General features: G+C 69.9%; 16 protein-coding genes. 2 read left to right on the forward strand and 14 right to left on the reverse strand.

The window, feature by feature from the left end:
• Positions 1-158: 158 nt before the first annotated feature.
• From VXC91_RS23245 to VXC91_RS23255, 3 genes are read right to left on the reverse strand one after another with little or no spacing between them, the layout of a single operon-like run.
• On the reverse strand, positions 159-1,358 hold the full coding sequence (locus tag VXC91_RS23245) for an MSMEG_0565 family glycosyltransferase (RefSeq protein WP_329509251.1): 1,200 nt from the start codon (positions 1,356-1,358) through the stop codon (positions 159-161).
• On the reverse strand, positions 1,355-2,893 hold the full coding sequence (locus VXC91_RS23250) for an FdrA family protein (protein WP_329509252.1): 1,539 nt from the start codon (positions 2,891-2,893) through the stop codon (positions 1,355-1,357). Before VXC91_RS23250 ends, VXC91_RS23245 begins: the two co-directional genes overlap by 4 nt.
• On the reverse strand, positions 2,890-3,867 hold the full coding sequence (locus VXC91_RS23255; RefSeq protein WP_329509253.1) for a carbamate kinase: 978 nt from the start codon (positions 3,865-3,867) through the stop codon (positions 2,890-2,892). The genes VXC91_RS23250 and VXC91_RS23255 overlap by 4 nt, the downstream gene beginning before the upstream one ends.
• 201 nt (positions 3,868-4,068) lie before the next feature.
• Between VXC91_RS23255 and VXC91_RS23260 the strand changes: the two genes are divergently transcribed.
• Complete coding sequence (locus VXC91_RS23260) at positions 4,069-5,253, forward strand: MSMEG_0568 family radical SAM protein (RefSeq protein ID WP_329509254.1); 1,185 nt, start codon at positions 4,069-4,071, stop codon at positions 5,251-5,253.
• Positions 5,250-5,852 (forward strand): MSMEG_0567/Sll0786 family nitrogen starvation N-acetyltransferase, encoded by a 603-nt coding sequence (locus VXC91_RS23265; RefSeq protein ID WP_329509255.1) that lies wholly within the window; start codon positions 5,250-5,252, stop codon positions 5,850-5,852. The genes VXC91_RS23260 and VXC91_RS23265 overlap by 4 nt, the downstream gene beginning before the upstream one ends.
• Positions 5,853-5,967: 115 nt before the next feature.
• Here the strand turns inward: VXC91_RS23265 and VXC91_RS23270 are convergent, their stop codons facing one another.
• The 11 genes from VXC91_RS23270 to VXC91_RS23320 all read right to left on the reverse strand — a co-directional run bounded on the left by VXC91_RS23270 (position 5,968) and on the right by VXC91_RS23320 (position 20,329).
• On the reverse strand, positions 5,968-6,747 hold the full coding sequence (locus VXC91_RS23270; protein ID WP_329509256.1) for an oxamate carbamoyltransferase subunit AllH family protein: 780 nt from the start codon (positions 6,745-6,747) through the stop codon (positions 5,968-5,970).
• On the reverse strand, positions 6,744-8,162 hold the full coding sequence (locus VXC91_RS23275; protein ID WP_329509257.1) for a YlbE family protein: 1,419 nt from the start codon (positions 8,160-8,162) through the stop codon (positions 6,744-6,746). The genes VXC91_RS23270 and VXC91_RS23275 overlap by 4 nt, the downstream gene beginning before the upstream one ends.
• The gene (gene argH, locus VXC91_RS23280) at positions 8,162-9,703 is read right to left on the reverse strand and encodes an argininosuccinate lyase (protein WP_329509258.1); all 1,542 of its coding nucleotides are present in this window, start codon (positions 9,701-9,703) and stop codon (positions 8,162-8,164) included. Before argH ends, VXC91_RS23275 begins: the two co-directional genes overlap by 1 nt.
• The gene (locus tag VXC91_RS23285; RefSeq protein WP_329509259.1) at positions 9,700-10,674 is read right to left on the reverse strand and encodes a 1-aminocyclopropane-1-carboxylate deaminase/D-cysteine desulfhydrase; all 975 of its coding nucleotides are present in this window, start codon (positions 10,672-10,674) and stop codon (positions 9,700-9,702) included. The genes argH and VXC91_RS23285 overlap by 4 nt, the downstream gene beginning before the upstream one ends.
• Positions 10,665-12,026 carry a class-II fumarase/aspartase family protein gene (locus tag VXC91_RS23290; RefSeq protein ID WP_329509260.1) on the reverse strand — a complete coding sequence of 454 codons (1,362 nt, stop codon included), beginning with the start codon at positions 12,024-12,026 and terminating at the stop codon, positions 10,665-10,667. The genes VXC91_RS23285 and VXC91_RS23290 overlap by 10 nt, the downstream gene beginning before the upstream one ends.
• Entirely contained in the window at positions 12,011-12,913 is a 903-nt protein-coding gene (locus VXC91_RS23295; protein ID WP_329509261.1) for a DUF7714 family protein, read from the reverse strand. The genes VXC91_RS23290 and VXC91_RS23295 overlap by 16 nt, the downstream gene beginning before the upstream one ends.
• Complete coding sequence (locus VXC91_RS23300) at positions 12,910-13,683, reverse strand: phosphosulfolactate synthase (RefSeq protein WP_329509262.1); 774 nt, start codon at positions 13,681-13,683, stop codon at positions 12,910-12,912. The genes VXC91_RS23295 and VXC91_RS23300 overlap by 4 nt, the downstream gene beginning before the upstream one ends.
• A 249-nt stretch (positions 13,684-13,932) precedes the next feature.
• Positions 13,933-16,929 (reverse strand): alpha-mannosidase, encoded by a 2,997-nt coding sequence (locus tag VXC91_RS23305; RefSeq protein ID WP_329509268.1) that lies wholly within the window; start codon positions 16,927-16,929, stop codon positions 13,933-13,935.
• Positions 16,930-17,115: 186 nt separating this feature from the next.
• Positions 17,116-18,000: a carbohydrate ABC transporter permease gene (locus VXC91_RS23310; protein ID WP_329509263.1), complete on the reverse strand. Its 885-nt coding sequence runs from the start codon at positions 17,998-18,000 to the stop codon at positions 17,116-17,118.
• Positions 18,000-18,983 (reverse strand): carbohydrate ABC transporter permease, encoded by a 984-nt coding sequence (locus tag VXC91_RS23315; RefSeq protein ID WP_329509264.1) that lies wholly within the window; start codon positions 18,981-18,983, stop codon positions 18,000-18,002. The genes VXC91_RS23310 and VXC91_RS23315 overlap by 1 nt, the downstream gene beginning before the upstream one ends.
• Positions 18,980-20,329, reverse strand: coding sequence for an ABC transporter substrate-binding protein (locus VXC91_RS23320; RefSeq protein WP_329509265.1), 1,350 nt, complete (start codon positions 20,327-20,329; stop codon positions 18,980-18,982). The genes VXC91_RS23315 and VXC91_RS23320 overlap by 4 nt, the downstream gene beginning before the upstream one ends.
• Positions 20,330-20,421 lie beyond the last annotated feature (92 nt).

Below are 20,421 nucleotides of genomic sequence, written 5' to 3' on the forward strand. Positions count from 1 at the left end.
ACCGGACCCGCAACTTTACGGGATCACGTGCGCGCGACGCGAGCAGTCAGGCACAGGTGATCACCTCGGCGCAGGCGGTGGCCCGCGCACAACAGACGCAGGCCACGCCGGGTGTCGGGGCGATCGTGGCGTGGCCGGCACGCCGTCGGATCCACCGGTCAGCCTGCCTTGCGCACCGCCCCGGCCGGCCGAGCGCCACCGCCGGCCGACCGGATGTCCTGGTAGATCTCGGCGTGTTGGGCCGCACTCGCCTCCCAGGTGAACCGGGAGACGGTGGGCCGGCTCCCGAGGCGCAACCGCGTGCGCAGTTCCGGGCTCTCCGCCAGCTCCCGCATTCCCCGGGCCAGGGCCGCCGCGTCGGCGACCGGGGTGAGCAGTGCGTTGCGCCGGTCGGTCAGATACTCCTTGAACACGGGCAGATCGCTGGCGATCACCGGGAGTTCCGCGCTCATCGCCTCGAGGACGGCAAGCCCCCAGCCTTCCTTGACGGAGGGGAAGGCAAGCGCGTCGGCGGCCCGGTACCAGGCGCTCAGTTCACTGTCCGGAACCGTCCCGAGCAGGACGACGTCCGTGCCCAGCTCCAGTCCGAGCGCCGGAAGCGCGGACAGGGCGGCATCACGGTAGTCGGCGTAGTCCTGGAAGGAATGGCCCCCGACGACCGCGAGGACGGGTGGCGTGTCCATCAGGTCCTTGAGGATGGACATCGCCCGGAAGAGATGGACCGTGCCCTTGCGCGGTTCCACCCCGCCCACGGCCAGGAAGAGGAACCGGTTCTCCGCCCCGATCCCCTTGCGCAGCCGGCTTCGCAGCTCCGCGGGGAGGGGGCCGAAGCGACGGGGATCCACCCCGTTCGCGACGACGTGGGACTCGACGTCGTACTCGGTACGCAGCAGCTCGCGCCAGTACTCGCTGACGACAAGGACGCGGTCGGGCTCGAAGATCGCCCGGCGCTGGCAGTCGATCAGTGCGGGTGTGGTGAAGTCGTCCACGTGATGCACCGTGCGCACGACGGTCACCGGTGCACCCGCGTCCCGCACGCGCGCTGCCGCGCGCGCGGATATGCAGTCCTGGGTGTGGAGGATGTCGAACCGGTCGCTCAGTTCCGCCAGGCCCTCGGCGAGGGTGTCGAGGGAGGCGAACACCCGTGCCTCCAGGGTGGCTTCTCGACGGGGGGCCGGAATGATGGTGTGCGGTACGGGGGTCGGCCGGAAGAAGCCGGCGTCCCTCTCCCCGAGCGCGATCAGATGGACGGGGACGCCTTGGCGGTGCAAGGCCTCAGCCAGCGAGAGGGTGTGCACGACACCGCCCCGCGGCTTGGTCGAGTACGTGACGAGTGCCAGTTCTTGGGGTGAAGTCACAGCACCTCACCGACCAGGTCCGGGTCGCGCAGAGCGATGGCCGCAGCCGCGAGGGACGCCCGGGCAGCGGTCTCGGTCACGATGCATCCGGCCTCCTCGAGCGCGCGCCGCTGGGCCTCCAGGCCCTGGGGGTCCTGCTCGGTGCCCAGCACGTACGCGACCACGACCGGCCCGCCTCGTGCGGCGAAGTCGGCGCAGACGGGAGCCAACTGCCCGGCCGGATCCGGGTGGGCGCCGTGGCCGAGGACGACGTCCATCAGGATGGCGGCGACGTGGGGGTCGGCGCCCTGCTTGCGCAGCAGTTCGATCCTCGCCTCGGGATCGATCATCGGGTGCGGCCGCCCCTTGGTGTACTCCTCCTCACCGAGGTCGAGACACACATGGCTGCCGGGTGGCTCGGGGACCGACCACGACTCCTGGATGGGTGTGTTGGAGTGCACGGGTCCCACGAACTTCGACAGGACCACCAGGGACTCGTAGCAGAGGGTGCCACCGGAGTAGAGCCCCCGGACGAGCGTACGATCCGGCCCCAGCCGGTCGCCGGCCTCGGCCACCCGCTGCCGGAGGTTTCCGGTCAGGTCGGGAGCGGCGGCCCCCACGAGTTCGACCGCCTTGACCGCGCCGCCTTCCAGCGTCCCGGTCAGCGTGACGTTCGCCGGTACGTCGAATTCCGCCTGCAGGCCGATGAGCGCGGCCACCAGGGGCTTGTCCTGGGCCGTCTCGACCACGCTTCGGGCGACGCTCTCCTCGGGCGGTTTCGACACGAGCAGGATCACGTCGGTGTCCGGGTCCGCGCGGAGTGCTGTGACGGCCGTCTTCGCCATGCGCCCGCCGACCGCGCCGGAGAGGTCCCGGCCGCCCAGCCCGATGACATGGGAGACGCCGACTCCCCACCGGTCCAGCAGTGCTGCAACCTCCTGGGCCCCGGTACCCGCGGCGGCGACGACACCGACCCGGCCCGGCGTGACCACGTTGGCGAAGCCCAGGCACGTACGGCCCAGCATCGCCGTTCCGGCTCCCGGCCCCATGACCAGGTGGCCCAACCGCTCGGCCCGTTCCTTGAGTTCGATCTCGTCCTCGACGGACACGTTGTCGCTGAACAGCAGCACGTCGAGGCCGGCCGAGAGCGCCTTGTGCGCTTCGAGCGCCGCATAATCGCCCGGCACCGAGATCACGGCGACGTTGGTCGACGGCTGGTTCTCCAGGGCGCGTTCGAGGGTCCGGGGGGCACGATCGCTCTGCGCATCGGCGTCACCGCCCGCGCGCGCGGCGAACATCGCGGTCTCGCCGGCCGTCAGGGCGGCGTCGACCGCGTCCTGGTCGGCGGCCCGGACGGCGAGGAACAGGTCGTTCGCTCCCGCTCCGGAACAGTCGTCGGTGAAACCCTCGGAGCGGAGAGTGTCCAGGTTGGCCGGGGTCGCCATTGCCGCCGCCGCCCAGTCGACACCTTCCGCCCGGCGCATGGCACGCGTGCCGGACAGCTGGATGACGGAATCGACGTAGGTGTCCTTGAAGAGACGGATCGTGGTCTTCATCGGGTCGCTCCAACCTGGGTCCGGGAGGTCACGATGCGCGTGCCCACGTCCGCATCGGCCTTCGCCTCCGCATCGAGTGAGGCCTGCACGAGTCGTGGGGTGGTGATGACCGCCGCTTCCCCGCCGTTTCTGATGAATCGCAGTGCGGCCCGCACCTTCGGCCCCATGCTGCCTTCCGGGAACTGGCCGTCGCCGAGGTGGCGTTCCGCCTCCTCGGCGGTCATTTCCCTGACAGGGCGCTGCTGCGGGGTTCCGAAGTCCAGCAGCACCCTCTCCACGCCGGTGACGAGGACCAGGGCGTCGGCCTTCAGGGCGGTGGCGAGCTGTTGCGCGGCGTAGTCCTTGTCGATGACGGCGTCCACGCCGGTGTACCCCTTGTCCTGCCGCACGACGGGAACGCCACCGCCGCCCGCGGCGACGACGATGACACCGCTGTCCACCAGTGTCTTGATGACTCCAGCCTCGACGATGCGGGTGGGTTCCGGTGAGGGGACGACGCGGCGGTAACCGCGTCCGGCGTCCTCGGCCACGCTCCATCCCCGCTGGTTCGCCAGGAGCGTTGCCTGGTCCGCGTCGAAGAACGGGCCGATCGGCTTGGTCGGACGGTCCATGGCGGGGTCGTCGGCTTCGACCACGACATGCGTCACCAAGGAGGCGACGTCGGGGATCCGGCTTCCTCCCACGCGGCGCAGGGCCAGCGTGAGGATGCTGCCGATCTGTCCCTGCGTCATCGAGCCGAGACAGAACAGGGGTTGCTGCGGTACGAGGGGCTCGCCCTGTTCCTGCTGGATGGCGAGGTTGCCGACTTGCGGGCCGTTGCCGTGGACCAGGACCACGTTCCAACCGGCGTCGCGCAGCGAGCAGACGGTTTCCGCCATGTGCAGGGCGTTGAGTTCCTGCTCGACGTAAGTGCCTGATTGCCCTTCGAGGGTGAGGACGTTGCCACCCAGGGCAACTACAGCAGTCTTCGGCATGTGGGCTTCTCCGGATGGGCGCCGATCTTCTCCATTATCCGATCGCGTCGCCTACTATAGTGAACGCCTCCGAGGGGTCAACCTCCCCTTCGGAGGCTGATCGGCAACGCGTGCGCGACACCGAGTGATTGACAAGCCACCCCCGGGCGTTTCTTATAGGAAACAATAACTTCCCAAAGTAGATGCATTGGCAGGTGGACCATGACTGTCAGCTCAGGACCGGAACTCGCCGTCGGCGACACTGCCGGCCACACCGGCTCGTTCTCCCCTGCGCACGACCCGCGGGCGCTCGCCGAACTCATCGTGGATCTGCAGAGTGCCGGGCTCCGCCTCGAGACGGAGATCGAACGACGGCGCGGTGGAGCAGGTCCCTCCGACTCCGGGATGCTCTGGGTCGAAGGCACGGCGGTCACGGTGCCGACGGAGACCGACGCCGCTCGGACCTCGCCGTACGTCCTGCGTGCCGAGGACGAGGGCTACGGCATCTACCGGGACGGGGAACGGCTGGCGAGCGCATCGGGCGCGGAGCGCCCCCGTTTCTACGACATGACGACGTCGGACGGGATTCCGTACTGGAAGATCGCGCTGATGCATCTGGACTCCCTGGCCAGCACGGTGGTCCAGACGTGCGCCTACTGGGGAAAGTCGGATCAGTGCACGTTCTGCGGCATCGGCGTGTCCCTCGACAGCGGACGCACGATCGTCAAGAAGACCCCCGCCCAGCTGGCCGAGGTCGCCGTCGCGGCCAAGACGTTGGACGGGGCGGTCGACGCGACCCTGACCACGGGCAGTTCCCTCGGCGTCGACCGCGGGGCCCGGTACGTCGCCCGGTGCGGGAACGCGATCAAGGAGGCCTCGGGTCTTCCGGTGGAGGTGCAGTTCGAGCCGCCCCTCGACCTCGACGTCATCAACGAGGTCGGGGACCTCGGGATCGACTCGGTCGGTATTCACGTGGAGTCCTTCGACCCGAAGGTGCTCGGCGAAGTCGCCCCCGCCAAGGCGCGCACCGGCATCGAGCACTATTTCCGTGCGTGGGAGCGGGCCGTCTCCGTCTTCGGAGAGGGCCAGGTGTCCAGCTATGTCATCCTCGGCATGGGAGAGGACCCCGACCTGACGATCGAGGGCTGCCGCCGCGCCATCGACATCGGGGTGTATCCCTTCGTCGTCCCCATCCGGCCGGTCGCCGGAAGCCTGATGGAGGACGTCACGCCGCCCTCCAGGCAGTACACCGAGCGGATCTACCGCCGGGTGGCCGCCTATATGACGGCCCGCGGGCTGAAGGCCACCGGCGTCGCCGCGGGATGCGCCCGCTGCCAGGCCTGCTCGGCGGTCAACGCCATCCAGAATCTGATGCAGATCGGGCCCCGTCCCGGTGGTGGCTCGTGACGGGCACGGTGCCCCTCGATGCCGTGGGCTCCGGCGTGCGCATATCGCTCCAGGATTCACGCGGCGGCACGCTGATCTGCCGGGCCACCGCCCCGCAGGAACGCCGGCTGCACCACGGCATCCGCCGGCGGGTCTTCGTCGAGGAACAGGGCGTCTTCGCCGCGTCGGATCTCGACTCGTACGACGCGCGGGACGACGTGATCCATGCGATCGCCATCTACAACGGCATCGCGGCCGGAACCGTCCGCCTCTTCCCGATCGACCGGGACACCGGGCTCTGGCAGGGAGACAGGCTGGCCGTACTGCCGCAGTTCCGCGTCCACGGCCTCGGGGGTCCCCTGGTGCGTTTCGCCGTCGCCGTCGCGGCGGCCGCCGGTGGCCGGCAGATGCTCGCCCACGTCCAGTTGGCGAACGTCCGCTTCTTCGAACGGCTGGGCTGGCAACGGTCCGGAGCGGTCGAGACGTACGTGGGTCGACCGCACCAGCCGATGGCCATCGCCCTGCCTCCCGCGTCCGGGGACGATGTCGTCCGTCTCGAGCCGAGCCCGCACACCAGGACCGGCGCAATCGGCTCCCCCACTTCGTACGCCAGCCGCTGAGCACCGGCGGAACCGCCTTCATGCCACATGGCGGCGGCCACGGTGGTGTCCTCCTGCGGGAGCAGGGCATCGCCGTGACCGCGCTCCGGCTGCACGGCCGGCCACGGAAGCGGCACTACCCCGCGTCCGGGTGGGCGGGCAGATGCCGCAGTCCCCGGGCGAGTCCGCTCACGAGGTCCTGCCCCGAGCTCTGACCGAAGGTCAGGAGGGTGTCCACAGCGGTGCGGGCCCTGGTCACCTGGCCGTCCGCCACCGCGTCGAGGAACGTGTGCGCGGGTTCGATGAGCCGGCCTCTCGCCGCCCAGGCCAGGAATGCCGCTGCGATGTCGTTCGTCCGCACCGTCCCCGCCAGCGCGACCAGGTGGGGTTGCCCCGCGGCTCCCCACAACGCCCTCGCGACCAGGAACACGCCCGCGAGAACGTCGTCGCCGGACGGCGTCAGGCCGGGCCCCCGACCGCCGAGGAGGCGGGCGAGGGGTGAAAGATCGCCGGCGCGCAGGTACTGCGACACCTGATGGTCGAGCCCGCCAAAGCCGCCCGTGAGCAGCAGCGACGGCGGCACGTGCGCAGTGGCGTCCACGCCCACGGCCCGATGGGCGAGGAGATCACCGGCCGGCGGCGGCAGCGGCCGCCACGTCGGGCACGCCAGGCTGATCCAGGCCCGCCTGACCTGCAGTCCCGTCCCCGTCGTCACGACCCGGTCGCCGGCGGCCACGGCCGGCAGAGCACTGCAGCGCAGGTGCAGCGGCCCCCGCGCCACCCCCGGTCCGGTGAGCGCCACCAGCCCCTGGGGAAACCGCAGATAGACGGCCTTCGCATACACGGAGTGGACCGTGCCGGCGCCGGCCCGGGAGAGGATCCTCCGCGCGCCGACGCCCATGTCCAACGGTGTCATGAAGTCCGTGCGGCAAGGTCGAGCAGTGCCTCGACGAAGCAGGCGACGGGCGCGGTCGCCACTCCGGCACCCACCTGGCCGATGCCGGAACTGACGTGCAGCACACCGGTGTTGACCTTCGGGGTGATACCGAGTTCGACGACCCGGCGCAGATCGACGCCCACGGGAGTCCCCCTGAAGTCCAGCGTGGGCAGCTTGAAGCGGGAGCTGGCCCCGGCGCAGATCTCCGCCATGGCCTCGGTCGCCTTCAGCGCGTCGGCCATGGTCCCGCCGAGGAAGGCCGCGACCGCGGGCGAACCCGCGGCGGCCGGCCCGCCCAGACCCATGAGTTCGAGGACCGCGCTGTCGCCGATGTCGCGGGCGCTGCTCTCGGGACCGTATCCGGAGTAGTACAGCGCGTCCTCGACCGCAGGAGCTTCGGTGATGTACCAGTGGTCCGAGCCTGCCACACGGATGCCGAACGTGGTGCCGTTGCGGGCCATCGAGGTCACGATGCTCGATCCCTGCACCTGCTGCGCCCACAGCGTCAGCGACTTCGCGGATGCCATCGCGAGGTTGAGGAAGAACAGGTGGTTCCCGGAGAGGTACCGGGCGAACTCGACGCGTCCCGGTCCCTCGTACTCCGCGATGTACGGCAGCAGGTTGCGCGTCAGCAGGTTGGTCGTGGCCTGCGTACGCATATGGAGGTCGTCGCCCATCTGGATGCCCTGGCCGGCCAGGGCGAGGAGGTCGATCGGCCCGGTCCTGCGAACGGTCCAGGACAGCAGCGGTCCTGCGACGTCCCGCAGGAAGCGGAGCCGTTCGATCGCGGCGTCCGTCTCGCGTCCGAACCAGGCGACCTCGCCCGGGCCCTGGTTGATCGGCGAGAACGCACGCGTGCCGCCCTGCTCGTTCTCCACCACGAACACCGGAGCCGAAGGGCCGATCGCGGTCGCCATCGGGACGACCATGGCGTGGTGGTTCGCGGGCTCCAGCCGGACCTCGCCGCGCTCGATCAGCCGGTGGGCCTGCTCGACGTCGTCGGCCCATCCTTCTGCCACGACGGCGGCGCGGATGGAGCGGCGCAGCGGGTCGCACACATCGGTCCAGTCGATCGGCGGTCCGCAGTGCACGATGGTCCGCCCGTCGAGGCCCGGCACGACGTCACTCGCCCGCGCGACCTCGACGAGGAAGGGGACACCCTGATCAAGACGCCGGACGACCTCGGCGTTGGCCTCGTCGATCGCGGCCGCGCGGTCCCCGTAGAGACTCTGCAGGGCCTTGACGGCGTCCAGGTTTCCCCCGGCGGGAATGCGCCAGTCGACGTGCTGGACCGGGCGGTCCTGGTCCCGGACGGAGTCGGCGAACAACGGCAGTCCGACGTTGACGACCTCGACCTGGTGAGGCAGCGACACGGTGGGCGACGCCATGGTCATCAGAGGTTTCTCCCATCTCGATCTGGTGTGCTGGTCGGGGTGCGGCCCTGCGCCGCCCTCTGCCGGGCCGTGGCCAGCAAGGCCTCCTCGGCCGTCTCGAAGGAGGCCCACCGGTGAGCGACCGTCTTCTCCAGTCCGGCGATCTCCTCGGTGAGCGAGGCGGTCATCGCCGCGAACGACGACGCGGCGGCGCCCCCGGCGACACGGCGCGAGGCCACGATCTGCTCGGGGTCCAGGGCGGGCGTCAGATCCTCTCCGGCCAGTCCCCAGGAGTGCCCGGTGTGTTCTTCGGCGGCGCGGTCTAGCATCTCCCCGGTGATGTCGATGCCGCGGACGTGGTTCCGGCTGGCCTCCCGCACCGCGTTGCCGACCACGACGTAGGCGCTGCGATAGTCGACCCCGCAGCGCAGGACCAGATGCTCGGCGAGATCGGTGGCCTGGGTGTAGCCGCGCAGCAACTCCTCGAGCATGCGGTCGGCGTTGACGTTCAGCGTGCGCACCACGCCGCTCATCAACCGGGTGACCTTCAGGCACAGATCCACGGCCCGGGGCACCTCGCCGTAGGCGAAGATGAAGTTGTCGCTGCGCGCCGAGGGGCTCTTGGTGACCGCCAGGAAGCCGGTGAGCCGGCCGACGAGGACCCCGGAGGCTCCTCGCACGATGGACAGGGAATACGGGTTGCGCTTTTGCGGCATGAGGACGCTCGACCGGCTGTAGGCGTCGTCCAGGTCGACGAAGTCGAATTCCGAGCTCGACCAGATCTCCAGGTCCTCGGCGAGCTTGCTCTGGTTCGACAACAGGCTCGCGGCGCCGGCCAGGATGTGGATCAGGCCGTCGACCTGCCACATGGCGTCCCGTGTGTGGTCGATGACGCCGTCGAAACCGAGCGCTCGGGCGATGAAGCCCCGGTCGTCGAGCAGCCTCGTCCCGTTCACGCAACCCGCCCCGCCCGGGCTGTGGTTGATCGCGGACAGCTCCTCCAGCAGCCGGCGGGCGTCCCTGATCGCAGGGTAGGTGAAGGACAGCAGGTAGTGGCCCAGGGTGGAGGGCTGCGCCTGCTGCAGATAGGTCTGATCGGGCATCAGGGTGTCGGCGTGTGCGGCCGCCTTCGTGGTGACCGCGGAGGCGAACTCCAGGGTGTCGGCCACCAGGTCGGCCAGCTGCCGCCGCAGGTGCAGTCGCAGGGCGACGCGGGCCGCTTCGCGGCGTGGCCTGCCTGCGTGCAACCACCCGGCCAGGTCACCGAGTTCGCGGACGAAGTAGCGTTCGCGCGAGTTGTACGCCTCGCCGTGGGAGGGGTCGTAGGGGAAGTCCTCGACGGACGTCGCGTGGACCTTCAGCAGCAGCGCGAGCAGTGCCCGCTCGGCGTCCTCGGGAATGATGCCCCGTCGGCCCATGTCCAGGACGTGGGCGATGTCGGCGAGGTTGAGGCCCTCGTGGAGGTAGGGGGCGTCGTTGTTCTCCAGGGTGAATCCCGACTCCACCAGCTCGATGGCCGGCCCTTGTTCCGGAGGGCCCCCTCGGCGTGTACGTCTGGTCATGTGTTCCTCACCTGTGTGAATGCGGCCACGGCCGGGACGAGTCCTCCGGTGTGCCAGAAGACGACGGGCCCAGGCGTTCCTGATTGCAGGAGCTCTGCGGTCACGCGGAAGGACTTCGCCGTGTACGTGGCGTCCAGCACCAGGCCTTCGGTCTCCATCGCGAGCCGCGCGAAGCGCGTGTCGCCGGCGGAGGGGATCCCGAAACCCGGTCCCCGGGCATCGACCACCTCGACGTGCTCAGGACGCGGCAGCTCCCAGGATCCGTGATGCCGCGCGCATCCCCGCGCGATGTCGAGGACGCGCGCCGAGATCTCGTCGACCGGTCTGCTGACGGATGCCCCGATCAGACGCCAGTTCTTCGCCAGTCCCCTCAGGCCCGCGACGAGGCCGGCCTGGGTGCCTCCCGAACCGGTGGCCACGACGATCGCTTCCGGCTCCATGCCGAGTGTGTCCAGTTGCCCGGCCAGTTCCCGGGCAGCCATGGCAAAGCCCAGGGCGCCCACGGGAGTCGATCCGCCCCGTGGGAGAGGCAGCGGCCGACGCCCCTCGGCAGCGAGGTCGGAGGCCACCGCCTCTACGGCCGCGTCCACGAATTCCCGGTCCTCGCCGGTGAAGTGGAGACGCGCACCGCACGCGCGGGCCATCGCCAGGTTGGGGGACAACACGGCCGGCGACGCGCCGGGCACGACCAGAACGCAGTCGAGCCCGGCCGTCCGCGCCGCCACCGCCGCGGCCTGGCAGAAGTTCGAACCCGGCCCCCCGCCCGTGACCAGGACGTCGCAGCCCTCGGTACGCGCGGCGCCCAGGAGGTACTCCAGCGGCCGCGCCTTGTTGCCCGCACAGGAGAATCCGATGAGGTCGTCACGCTTGACCAGCACAGGACCGCAGCCGAGCGCCTGTTCCAGGCGATGGGCCCGTACCAAGGGGGTGGGCAGCACCGCGAGGGGGAAGGGGGAAGGGATCAACGCCATGTCTGCGGCTCCTGCTCGCGTGCTCGGTGTCCCCTGTGTACGACGTCGTCGACCATGCGGCCGGCCGTGCCCACAGCGGAACGCCGCACCCATGTGCGGATCTCCTCCTGTGTCGCGAGTCCGCGATCCTGCAGCGCCGCGGCGAGATCGGCGCCGGCGCCCTGCTCGCGCAGCACGTCCTGCAGGACCGCCTGCGCCCGGTGCTTGCCGAGGCGCTCCGACAACGCCGCGAGCACCCGCTCGGACGCCATGCGGTCGCCGTGCCGCGTCACGTTGGCCGCCATGGCGTCCGGGTCCACCTCGAGCCCGGCGAGCAGGTCGTGGGCGGTACGCACGGCACGAGCGGTGAGCAGGCAGATCTCCGGCAGGGCCACCCACTCGGCCTTCCAGCCCCGGCCGTCCCGTTCGTGCTGCTGGACCATGCCCTCCAGCAGGATCCCCGCGTTGCCCCGGGCCAGCCGAGCCAGGGTGTCGAGGTGCTCACTGTTCTCCGGGTTGCGCTTGTGCGGCATGGTGATGCTGCTGACCCCGCCGGGGGGCGCGGGCTCGCGCAACTCGCCTATTTCGGGGCGCTGCAACTCGTACACGTCGGCGCCCACGCGCGCCAGGGTTCCGCAGATCATCGCGAGCACACCGGCGAACTCCGCCGGCCGGTCCCGCGAGGTCAGCCAGGAGATGCCCGGGTCCGCAAGCCGCAGGTGCCGGCAGAACAGGCGGCGCAGTTCCAGTCCGTCCCCTTCGAAGAAGCCCAGGACACCGACCGCGCCGCCGAGTTGACCGACGGCCCAGCGGTCGCGTCCCTCGTGCAGACGCTCGATGTGCCGGCGGATCTCGTCGGCCCAGCCGGCCACCTTGAACCCGAAGGTGACCGGAGCTCCGGGCTGCCCGTGGGTACGCCCTGCCATCACGGTGTCCCGGTGCCGGGAGGCGAGTTGCAGCAGGACCGCCTCGACCGATCGCAGGTCCTCCCGGAGGAGCGAGCCCACCTCGCGCATCACGATGCCGAACCAGGTGTCGGTCAGGTCCTGGACCGTCGCACCGAAGTACACGTGCTCACGCGCCTGTTCCGGCAGGATCTGCTGCAGGCCCCGGATGAGCCCCAGCGTCGAGTGGCTCGTCCTGCGGGTCTCCTCGGCCACGTGGTCCAGGTCGAGCAGTTCCACCCGGGCCTGCCCGGCGATCGCGTCCGCGGCGTGCCGCGGGATGATGCCCAGGTCGGCCTGGGCGCGGGCGAGCGCGACCAGGATGTCCAGCCAGGACTGGAGGCGGCCGGTTTCCTCGAACAGCGCGCGCGTCTCGAAGGTGCCCCACAGATGGGCGTACATGGATGAGTCCGTCAGACGGGCGCCCACGTCGGCTCCAGATGTTCGGCCAAAGAGGACAGGGCCCGCCGCACGTGCTCCAACGACGAGCCCCAGGGCACGGAGACCGTCCCCTTGCTGTGCTCGATGTCTTCTTCCTGCATACAGCACTTCGTCAGCACCGCGGAATCGCCGTCCGAGGCGTACAGGCCGGGGCAGAAGTCTTCGCCCGGCGGGGTGAACCCGTAGAACCACTGGTGGATCTGCCGCGAACGGGCGCACCCGATCAGGGTCCAGTCGGCGCGGTCGGGACGTTCGTCGAGGAAGTGGACTTCGGCCTCGGGTATGTCCCCTCCCGACCCCCGGCAGGGCAGCAGATAGCTCTTCGCGGGGTGCCGTCGCGCCAGTGTCTCCAAGTCGACGAGTTCCGGGACGAGTTCGATGGGGGGCAGGTCCTCGGCGGTGTCGAGTATGCGACGGGCCTGGTCGAAGAGCTTGGGCGGCGAGGGCGGTACCACCTCGCGCACGGTGATGCGCAGGGGATCCGGGTTGAGGATGAAATTGACGTGCTCGTACCGGCCTTGCACGACCACGGCCGGTGATCCTGCGGCATGCCGGCGGGCGGCGTGCGCCAGGGCCGACGGTACGGCGGTGTCGGTCTCCGGGGCGTGCACGAAGGCGCACTCGGCGGGCGAGGCCAGGAGCTCCACCTCGACGATCGGGCTGAAGAGGGGCTCCTCCGATTCCTTCCTGACGCGCAGCAGCGAGGTGTTCGTGCCGGAACGCACGACGATGAACCGGGTGCGCCGGTACGCCTCGCGCCCCAGGAAGTGCCGGCGCAGGCTCTCGGCATCGAGGCCGCCGTCGACACGGGCGACCGCGACTCCCCGGTATCGCCCGGGAACGACATTGCGGGCCGGAAGCGGTGCGAAGGTCACGCCAGCACCCCTCGGCAACCGACGCCGATGGTGTCGGCGCGCAGGCCCAGCCGCAGTGTCTCGACGGACAGCGCGTCGTCCAGGGCCACATTGGCCAGGTTGACGTTCGCTCCGAACCGCCTGATGAACCAGGCCTGTTGGTCCTTGCGGGGTGCCTCGAAGAACACACGGTCGGGACTGCCCGCGTCGACGATGGCGTCCACGATGTCCTCGCGAACGTCTCCGGCACTGTCGTAGAGACCCACGGTGCCGCTCTCCCGGGCCTCCGCCACGATCCACTTCGCGCCCGCGGCCAGATCGCCCGCCACCTCGGCGGCCCATTCGTCCTCGTGCAGCTGATGTGCCTCGTCCTTGGCTCCGGCCTCCGCCAGCACGATGAAGTGTTCCGCGGCCCGCCGGATCAGCTCACGCTTCTCCGTCGGTGACATCGGCACCACTCCACGGGACACCTCGACGTGCGGGAAGCCCTGCCGGTGCGCCCAGTCGAGGCACTCGTCCGCCTTGCCCTGGGCCCAGGCGATCTCCAGGAGTGTTCCGCCGAGGCAGGCGCCGATGTCGTGGTCGGCCAGCAGCCTGAGCTTCTCCTTCAGCGACCGGTCGATGTAGGCGGTACCCCAGCCGAACTTCCAGACGTCGATGTGATCCCCGGCCCCGGCAACGAGGGACGCCGCCGCGGCCGGGGTGATGCCCTTGTCGAGCACGTGGGTCAGGCCGCTCAGCCGCGGCTTCCCGGTCCGGTACGGGAGGGAGAGGAAGGTGGGGTCAGACATGTTCCGGATAGTAGATGCACTTTCACTATCCGACAAGAATTCCGCCGACCCCCGGCACGATCCAGGCGCTCCCGGCCGGTGTCGGACCGGTCGATCTCGAACTCCCAGCTGCCGTTGAGGTTCAGCCAGCGGTCCCGGGGAACTGCGGCCGGGGATACTCCGGCCGCGGGAGCAGCTCGGACTGATCAACCGACATCGTGGACAACCTTTCCGTTGTGCTCATCCATGTCCGAGATCACCGACCCGCTCTCAGGCCACGGGGTCGCGGAAGCGGAGAGTGAGGAGTTCGAACGGGCGCAGTTCGAGCTCGACCTCGGCACCGGATGCAGTGCTGCGCACCGCCTCGCTCTCCACGGCACGCTCCAGCAGGTCGGTGGCGATGGCCTCGTGCCATCTGAACCGGGTCTTCACCGTCGCACGCGAGCGCTTGCCATGTGCCTCGTACAGGCGCACCACGAGATCTCCGGAGCGGTCCTCGGCGAGTTTGACGCTCTCGACGACGACGGCGGGATCGGTGACCTCGAGCAGCGGCTCGGCGGCGGCACCCGGCACCGTGCGCAACGGAAGCTGCAGCGCGTACCCGTCCGCGATGGCCTCGGGGATTCCACCGGGGCGAAGGCTGACGGAGAAGTCGTGGCGTCCCTGGTCCGCGGACGGGTCCGGATAGCGCGGCGCCCGCAGCAGCGACAGTCGTGCGGTCGTCATCGGCCGGCCGCTGGGGGCCTGCCCGTTGCGGATGTCGTGGCCGTAGACCACGTCGTTGGCGATGGCGACGCCGTAGCCGGGCTCGCCAACGTGGATCCAGCGGTGCGCGACGGTCTCGAACCGGGCGGCGTCCCAGGAGGTGTTCTGATGGATCGGCCGGTGCAGGTGGCCGAACTGGATCTCCGAGGTGGACCGATCCGTCCGGACGTCCAGCGGGAAGGCAAGCTTGAGCAGCTTCTGCGACTCGTGCCAGTCGATGTCGAAGGCGTAGTCGATCCGGCCGTCGGACAGCCGGACGGACATGGTGATGACCGTCTTGCCGCGCTCGTGCCGCACCACGACCGCATCGTCCACGATGTCGATCGACACCGGCTCGACGAGGTCGCGGCCGCTGCGCTTGTCCTCGTCGTTGATGTCCCAGGCATCCCACTCCCGCGGGGTGTCGCGGAAGAGCTGGAGGACGCCGCCCGCCGTACCCTGGGGCAGCAGTTCCCGGTCCGCGACCAGGTCGACGACCGAGACAAGGGTGCCACGCCTGTCGATCTCGACGTGCAGCTTTCCGTCGTCCAGCACGATCCGGTCGTCCACCTGGCGCGGCGTGGCCGGCGCGGGCGGCGTCGCCGGGCCGAGGCCCATCGCCGGTACGCCGTGCAGCGGGTACGGGCCGGCGTTGGCGGCGACCGGGATGCCGGTGACACCGCGATCGCTGCCTTCGCCCTCCTCGCCTCCGCGGAGCGCGTCGAGCGCGTTCGCGATCAGGGTCTCCAGATCGTCCGCCACCCGGCCGTAGTCCCGCTCGGCGTCCTGGTAGACCCAGGCGATGGACGTGCCCGGCAGGATGTCGTGGAACTGCAGCAGCAGCACCGTCTCCCAGCTCCGCCGCAGCTCGTCGTACGGATACGGGGCTCCGCGGCGGACGGCCGCGGTCGCCGCCCACAGCTCGGCTTCGCGGAGCAGGGCTTCGCTGCGGCGGTTGCCGCGCTTGCTCCGCGCCTGCGAGATCAGGGTGCCGCGGTGCAGCTCGAGATACATCTCGCCGACCCACACCGGAGGCTCGAGCAGCTCTGCCTCGGCAGTGCGGAAGAAGCTGTCCGGATCGGCCATCCGCACCCGCGGTGATCCGTCCAGATCGTGCTTGCGCTCGGCCGCGGCCAGCATCTCCCGGGTGGGGCCGCCACCGCCGTCGCCCCATCCGTACAGCCCGAGGACGTGCCGCGCCTTCCCCTTCTGCCGGAACGTCCGCTCGGTGCGGGCGAGGTCGGCGGCGCCGAGGTCGGAGTTGTAGGTCTCGGCCGGCGGGAAGTGGGTGAACACCCGGGAGCCGTCGATGCCTTCCCAGTGGAAGCTGGAGTGGGGCATCGGGTTGGTCTCGTTCCAGGACGGCTTCTGGGTGAGGAAGTAGCGGGCGCCGGCGGCCCGGGCTATCTGCGGCAGCGCCGCCGTGTAGCCGAACGAGTCGGGCAGCCACACCTCCTCGCTCTCCACCCCGAACTCCTCGGCGAAGAAGCGCTTGCCGAGCACGAACTGGCGGGCCAGCGCCTCGCCGCCGGGCATGTTGGTGTCGGACTCGACCCACATCCCGCCGACCGGGCGGATGACGCCGTCGGCGACCGCCCTGCGGACCCGTTCGAACAGGCGCGGCTGGCTGTCCTTGAGCCAGGCGTACTGCTGCGCCGAGGAGGCGGCGAACACGAACTCCGGGTGGCGTTCGCTGAGATCCAGGACGTTGGCGAACGTCCGCGCCACCTTCCGCTTGGTCTCCCGGGTCGGCCACAGCCAGGCGCAGTCGATGTGGGCGTGGCCGACCGCCGACACGATCAGCGAGCTGTCCGGCGCGCGGCTGGCCAGCACCGGGGCGAGGACCTCCCGCCCGAGCGCGGCGGTCCCGGCCACGTCGTCGGGATCCATGACGTCGACCATCCGCTCCAGCGCGTGCACGATCTCCGCGCGCCGCGCGCCGTGTTCCGGAAGGACGTCGACCAGGCCGTCGAGGGTGGTCACGTCCTGCAGCAGGCCCCACACCTCCAGGTCGCGCAGGGCAACCGAGAGATCGGTGAGCCGGTAGAGCGGATCGTCGCCGGCGGTCGCCTTGTCGCCCATCGCCGTGGGCTCGTACTCGTAGGGCACCTGGACGATCGGATTCGCGGCCGCCTCGATCAGTAGCCGGAACGGGCCGGGATCGGGCAGCGGAACCCAGGCGTTGTACGGCTCGATCGCCTTGACTATCTCCCCGTCCGGTCGGTAGACGAGCGCTTCGGCCTGGAAACCCGGCTGATCACCGGTGAAGCCCAGGTCGACGACGAGCTCGGTCTGGTCCCCGGCCCAGTCCTCGGGTACCTCGCCGGAGACATCGAACCAGGTCGTGTCCCAGGGCCGCCCCCATGGCCGGCCGAGTGCGAACGGCTCGAACGGCTTCGTCACGGCGTCGGCGAACGGCACGGGCTCACCGCCGACCGTCCACGCGGTGATCCGGGTCGGGCGGGCGTCGCGGTAGACGGCGGGCCGGATCCGGAACTTGGTGAACCGCCGAACCCGAAGCATCGCCAGGGCGGTGGCGTCGAGCTGCACCCGGCCATTCGGATTGTCGTCAGTCAAGAGAGCGTCTCCTCATTGCGTACTGCTGCGGAACATGGGGCTTGGGGATGCCGGGCAGGGCGCAGCGGCCAGTCGCCGGCGGTGTGATGGGTTGGGGCGGCCGAGGACAGGGGAGGCGGAGGAGGGGAACGGTCAGCCCTTGATGGCGCCGCCCAGGCTCGACCGCATCAGATGCCGCCGCAGGAAGATGTAGAGCACGGCCGGCGGCGCCATGTAGACGAGTGCGCTCGCGGCGAGCACGCCCCAGTCGACCTGGTTGAAGGCGGTGAACGAGCGGAACAGGCCGATCGAGAGCGGATAGAGGTCCGGCGACTGCAGCAGCACCAGCGGGGTGAGGAAGTCGCCCCACACGGCCATGAACGTCAGCATCGCCGCGGCGCCGAGACCGGGGCCGACCAGTGGAAGGATGATCCGGCGGATCGCACCGAACCGCGTGGTTCCGTCGAGCCAGGCGGCCTCCTCCAGCTCATACGGGACGCCGTCGATGGTCCCCTTCAGCAGCCACAAGGTGATCGGCAGGGCGGCCGCGGCTTCGACCAGGATCAGGCCGAGGTAGCTGTCGTCCAGCTGCATCTTGACCATCAGCAGGTACAGGGCCACGATCGTCGCTGGCGGCGGGATCACCCGGATCAACAGGATCGCGTACATGAAGGCCGTGCGTCCGCGGAACCGGTAGCGGGACAGCGCATAGGCGCCGAAGACGCCGCAGGCCAGGTTGAGCGCGGTCGCCGCGAACGACACGATGAAGCTGTTCAGGAACAGCCGCGGCGTGTCGCCGTCGGTGAAGAACCGGACGAAGTTGTCCAGGGTGAACGCCGGCACCCTGACCGTAGGGCCGCCGTTGGCGTCCACCGCCGTGAACACGACCCACGCGAACGGCACGATGCAGAACAGGGCCAGCAGCACCAAAAGGCCGTACTGCAGCGCTCGTTGGACGATCTGCCACGTCGGCTTGCGACGGGGCGGTCGGACGGGGCCGGCGGACACTTGGGGCCGGGCGGTAGTCGTGGCTGCCATCAGACCTCCACCTTGGCCAGCCGGGCGTATGTCGCGCCCAGGATCGTCAGCAGGACGAGAAGGATGACGGAAGCGGCGCTGCCCAGGCCGATCTGGGAGTACTGGAAGGCGTGCTGGAAGATGTAGATGGACGTCAGCTCCGTCCCCTGTCCGGGGCCGCCCTGGGTCAGGAAGTAGACCAGGCCGAAGACGCCGACCGTCGTGATGGTGGTGAGCAGCAGATAGAGGAACACCGGGCCGCGGATCAGCGGCAGCGTGATGTGCCGGAAGATCTGCAGTGCGCTCGCACCGTCCATGCGCGCCGATTCGATCAGCTCGTCGGGGACGTCCTCCAGCGCGGCCTGGAACATGATCATGGCGAACGCGATGCCGCGCCAGACATTGATGATGATCACCGACGCCATCGGATGGTCCTGCAGCGGAGCTGCCGCCCCGGAGCCGAACACGGCGAGCAGCCGGTTGAAGCTGCCGCCCTCATCGGAGGACAGCACGCTCGCCCAGGTCAGCGATGCGACGACCTCGGGCACCACCATCGGCATGAGAATCAGCGTCCCGAAAACGCCCTTGCCGCGCAGCCACTTCTTGCGCAGCAGCAGGGCGGCGAGCATGCCGAGCACCGTCTGCCCGATGATCGCCGACCAGAACACGAACTCGCCCGTGCGGCCCAGCGAGGCGAGGAAGTCCTCGGAGCCGAGCAGGTTCCGGAAGTTCTCCAGCCCGACGAACTGCGGGTCCCGCGCGGCGAAGCCGGTCAACTGCGTGTTGGTGAGGCCGAGATAGACGCTGTAGCAGGCAGGGGCGATCACGAAGACCGCTATCAGGACGACCGACGGACCGAGCAGCAGGGGCAGCGCGCCGCGCTCCCGCCGGCGCCGGCCCGGCGGGCCAGACGGTGCCTTGGCCCGCAGCCGACCCGTGCGGCCGGGCAGGACCTTGGTCCGCCGCGGAATCGGGCTGTCGGACAGGGCCTTGGCGGTGGTCACTCCGCCACCCGATTCCCGCCGAGCAGTTCCTTGGCCTCTTTCGCGAAGTCCGCGGCGGCCTGGTCGCCGTTCGCCTTGCCGGACAGCACCTCCGCCGTCGCGCCCTGCACCGCCTGCGACACCTGGTCCTCGCCGTCCCCCCGTAGCGGGAGGATGCTGGTCTTCAGCTTGCGCTCGGCCTCGAGCAGCGACGGCTCGTCCTTGTACGGGCCGGTACCGGAGAGGTCCTTGCGCGGCGCGACCGCCCCCACCGCGGCCAGCTGCTCGGCCAGCGCCTTCCCGGTGCTCAGCCACTTCGCCAGCTCGACGGCGGCATCGGCGCTCTTGGAGTCGGCGTTGACGCTGTAGCCGAAGCCGCCGGCGTTGATCGAGTACGGCTTGGTGCCCGGTACCAGGGCTGGGTAGTCCCAGGTGCCGACCTTGTCGCGGACGTCCTTGATCGGCGCCGCGCCTTCGGGGCCCCAGTCGTACTTCCATCCCCAGCTGCCCTGGGCGGCGACCGGCAGCGTGCCCTTGGGGAACTTCTTGTACTTCGTCGGCTCCCAGGGGTTCGGGTTCTGCAGGTCCCGGACCGGCAGCAGGCCGTCCTTGACCAGCTTGCCGTAGAGGTCGAAGGTGGCCGACAGGCCCTTGCTCTCGAGCTTCCACTTCGCTGACTTGGCGTCATAGAAGGTGCTGCCGGTGCCGGCCATGATGGGCAGGAAGCCCTCGGCCCACGTTCCGCCGCCCCAGGCGGTTCCGGCGGGTATGACGATCGGGGCCTCACCGGTCTTGTCCTTGACCTGCTTCAGCCTGTCGATCAGCTCGTCCCACGTGCGCGGCTGCGAGGTGTCGACGCCCAGCCGCTTCAGCACGTCCTTTCGGTAGAACAGGCTCTGTACGCTCGCCTCGTGGGGGATGGAGTAGAAGCTGCCGTCGGGCTGGCGCGCGCCGTCCTTCGCGGACTCGTAGTACTGATCCCAGCCGTCCCACTTGTCCAGGTAGTCGTCGAGCTTCAGCAGATAGCCGGCGCCGGCCAGGCCGGTCACGTTGGTGCCGCCCATGTCGATGACGTCCGGCGCGGTGCCGGAGTGGAGCTGCTGCGTGATCTTGGTCTTGAACTGCTCGTCGGTCAGGGGGTCGGCGACCAGCTCGACCTTGACCTCCCGCCCCTGCTTGGCCATCGCCTGCTCGAACTCCGGGAGAAGGTCCTTCACCACATCGGCGCGGGCCTTCTGGAACTCCAGCAGCTTGATGGTCGTCGGGCCGTCCTTACCATCGTCCCCGCCCGAGCTCGAGCAGGCCGCGAGGGCTCCTGTCAGCATTATCCCGGCCATGGCAGCGGCAAAAACACGATTGCGGCTCATCGCGTCACCTCTCCTGAGGGTGGTTCGACTTCATGCTTTTATCAAATGGATCGGGTAAAGTTGGGTGATCGTAAGCAGGAGGCCAGTGTCCC

It is taken from the genome of Streptomyces chiangmaiensis (assembly GCF_036281785.1).
In the GTDB taxonomy this organism is placed as follows: domain Bacteria; phylum Actinomycetota; class Actinomycetes; order Streptomycetales; family Streptomycetaceae; genus Streptomyces; species Streptomyces chiangmaiensis.

Excerpts from the sequence above, each read along its gene's own strand:
- VXC91_RS23250 (WP_329509252.1), bottom strand. The coding sequence starts at position 2,893 with ATGAAGACCACGATCCGTCTCTTCAAGGACACCTACGTCGATTCCGTC.
- VXC91_RS23255 (WP_329509253.1), bottom strand. The coding sequence starts at position 3,867 with ATGCCGAAGACTGCTGTAGTTGCCCTGGGTGGCAACGTCCTCACCCTC.
- VXC91_RS23260 (WP_329509254.1), top strand. The coding sequence starts at position 4,069 with ATGACTGTCAGCTCAGGACCGGAACTCGCCGTCGGCGACACTGCCGGC.
- VXC91_RS23270 (WP_329509256.1), bottom strand. The coding sequence starts at position 6,747 with ATGACACCGTTGGACATGGGCGTCGGCGCGCGGAGGATCCTCTCCCGG.
- VXC91_RS23275 (WP_329509257.1), bottom strand. The coding sequence starts at position 8,162 with ATGACCATGGCGTCGCCCACCGTGTCGCTGCCTCACCAGGTCGAGGTC.
- argH (WP_329509258.1), bottom strand. The coding sequence starts at position 9,703 with ATGACCAGACGTACACGCCGAGGGGGCCCTCCGGAACAAGGGCCGGCC.
- VXC91_RS23285 (WP_329509259.1), bottom strand. The coding sequence starts at position 10,674 with ATGGCGTTGATCCCTTCCCCCTTCCCCCTCGCGGTGCTGCCCACCCCC.
- VXC91_RS23300 (WP_329509262.1), bottom strand. The coding sequence starts at position 13,683 with ATGTCTGACCCCACCTTCCTCTCCCTCCCGTACCGGACCGGGAAGCCG.
- VXC91_RS23305 (WP_329509268.1), bottom strand. The coding sequence starts at position 16,929 with ATGCTTCGGGTTCGGCGGTTCACCAAGTTCCGGATCCGGCCCGCCGTC.
- VXC91_RS23310 (WP_329509263.1), bottom strand. The coding sequence starts at position 18,000 with ATGGCAGCCACGACTACCGCCCGGCCCCAAGTGTCCGCCGGCCCCGTC.
- VXC91_RS23320 (WP_329509265.1), bottom strand. The coding sequence starts at position 20,329 with ATGAGCCGCAATCGTGTTTTTGCCGCTGCCATGGCCGGGATAATGCTG.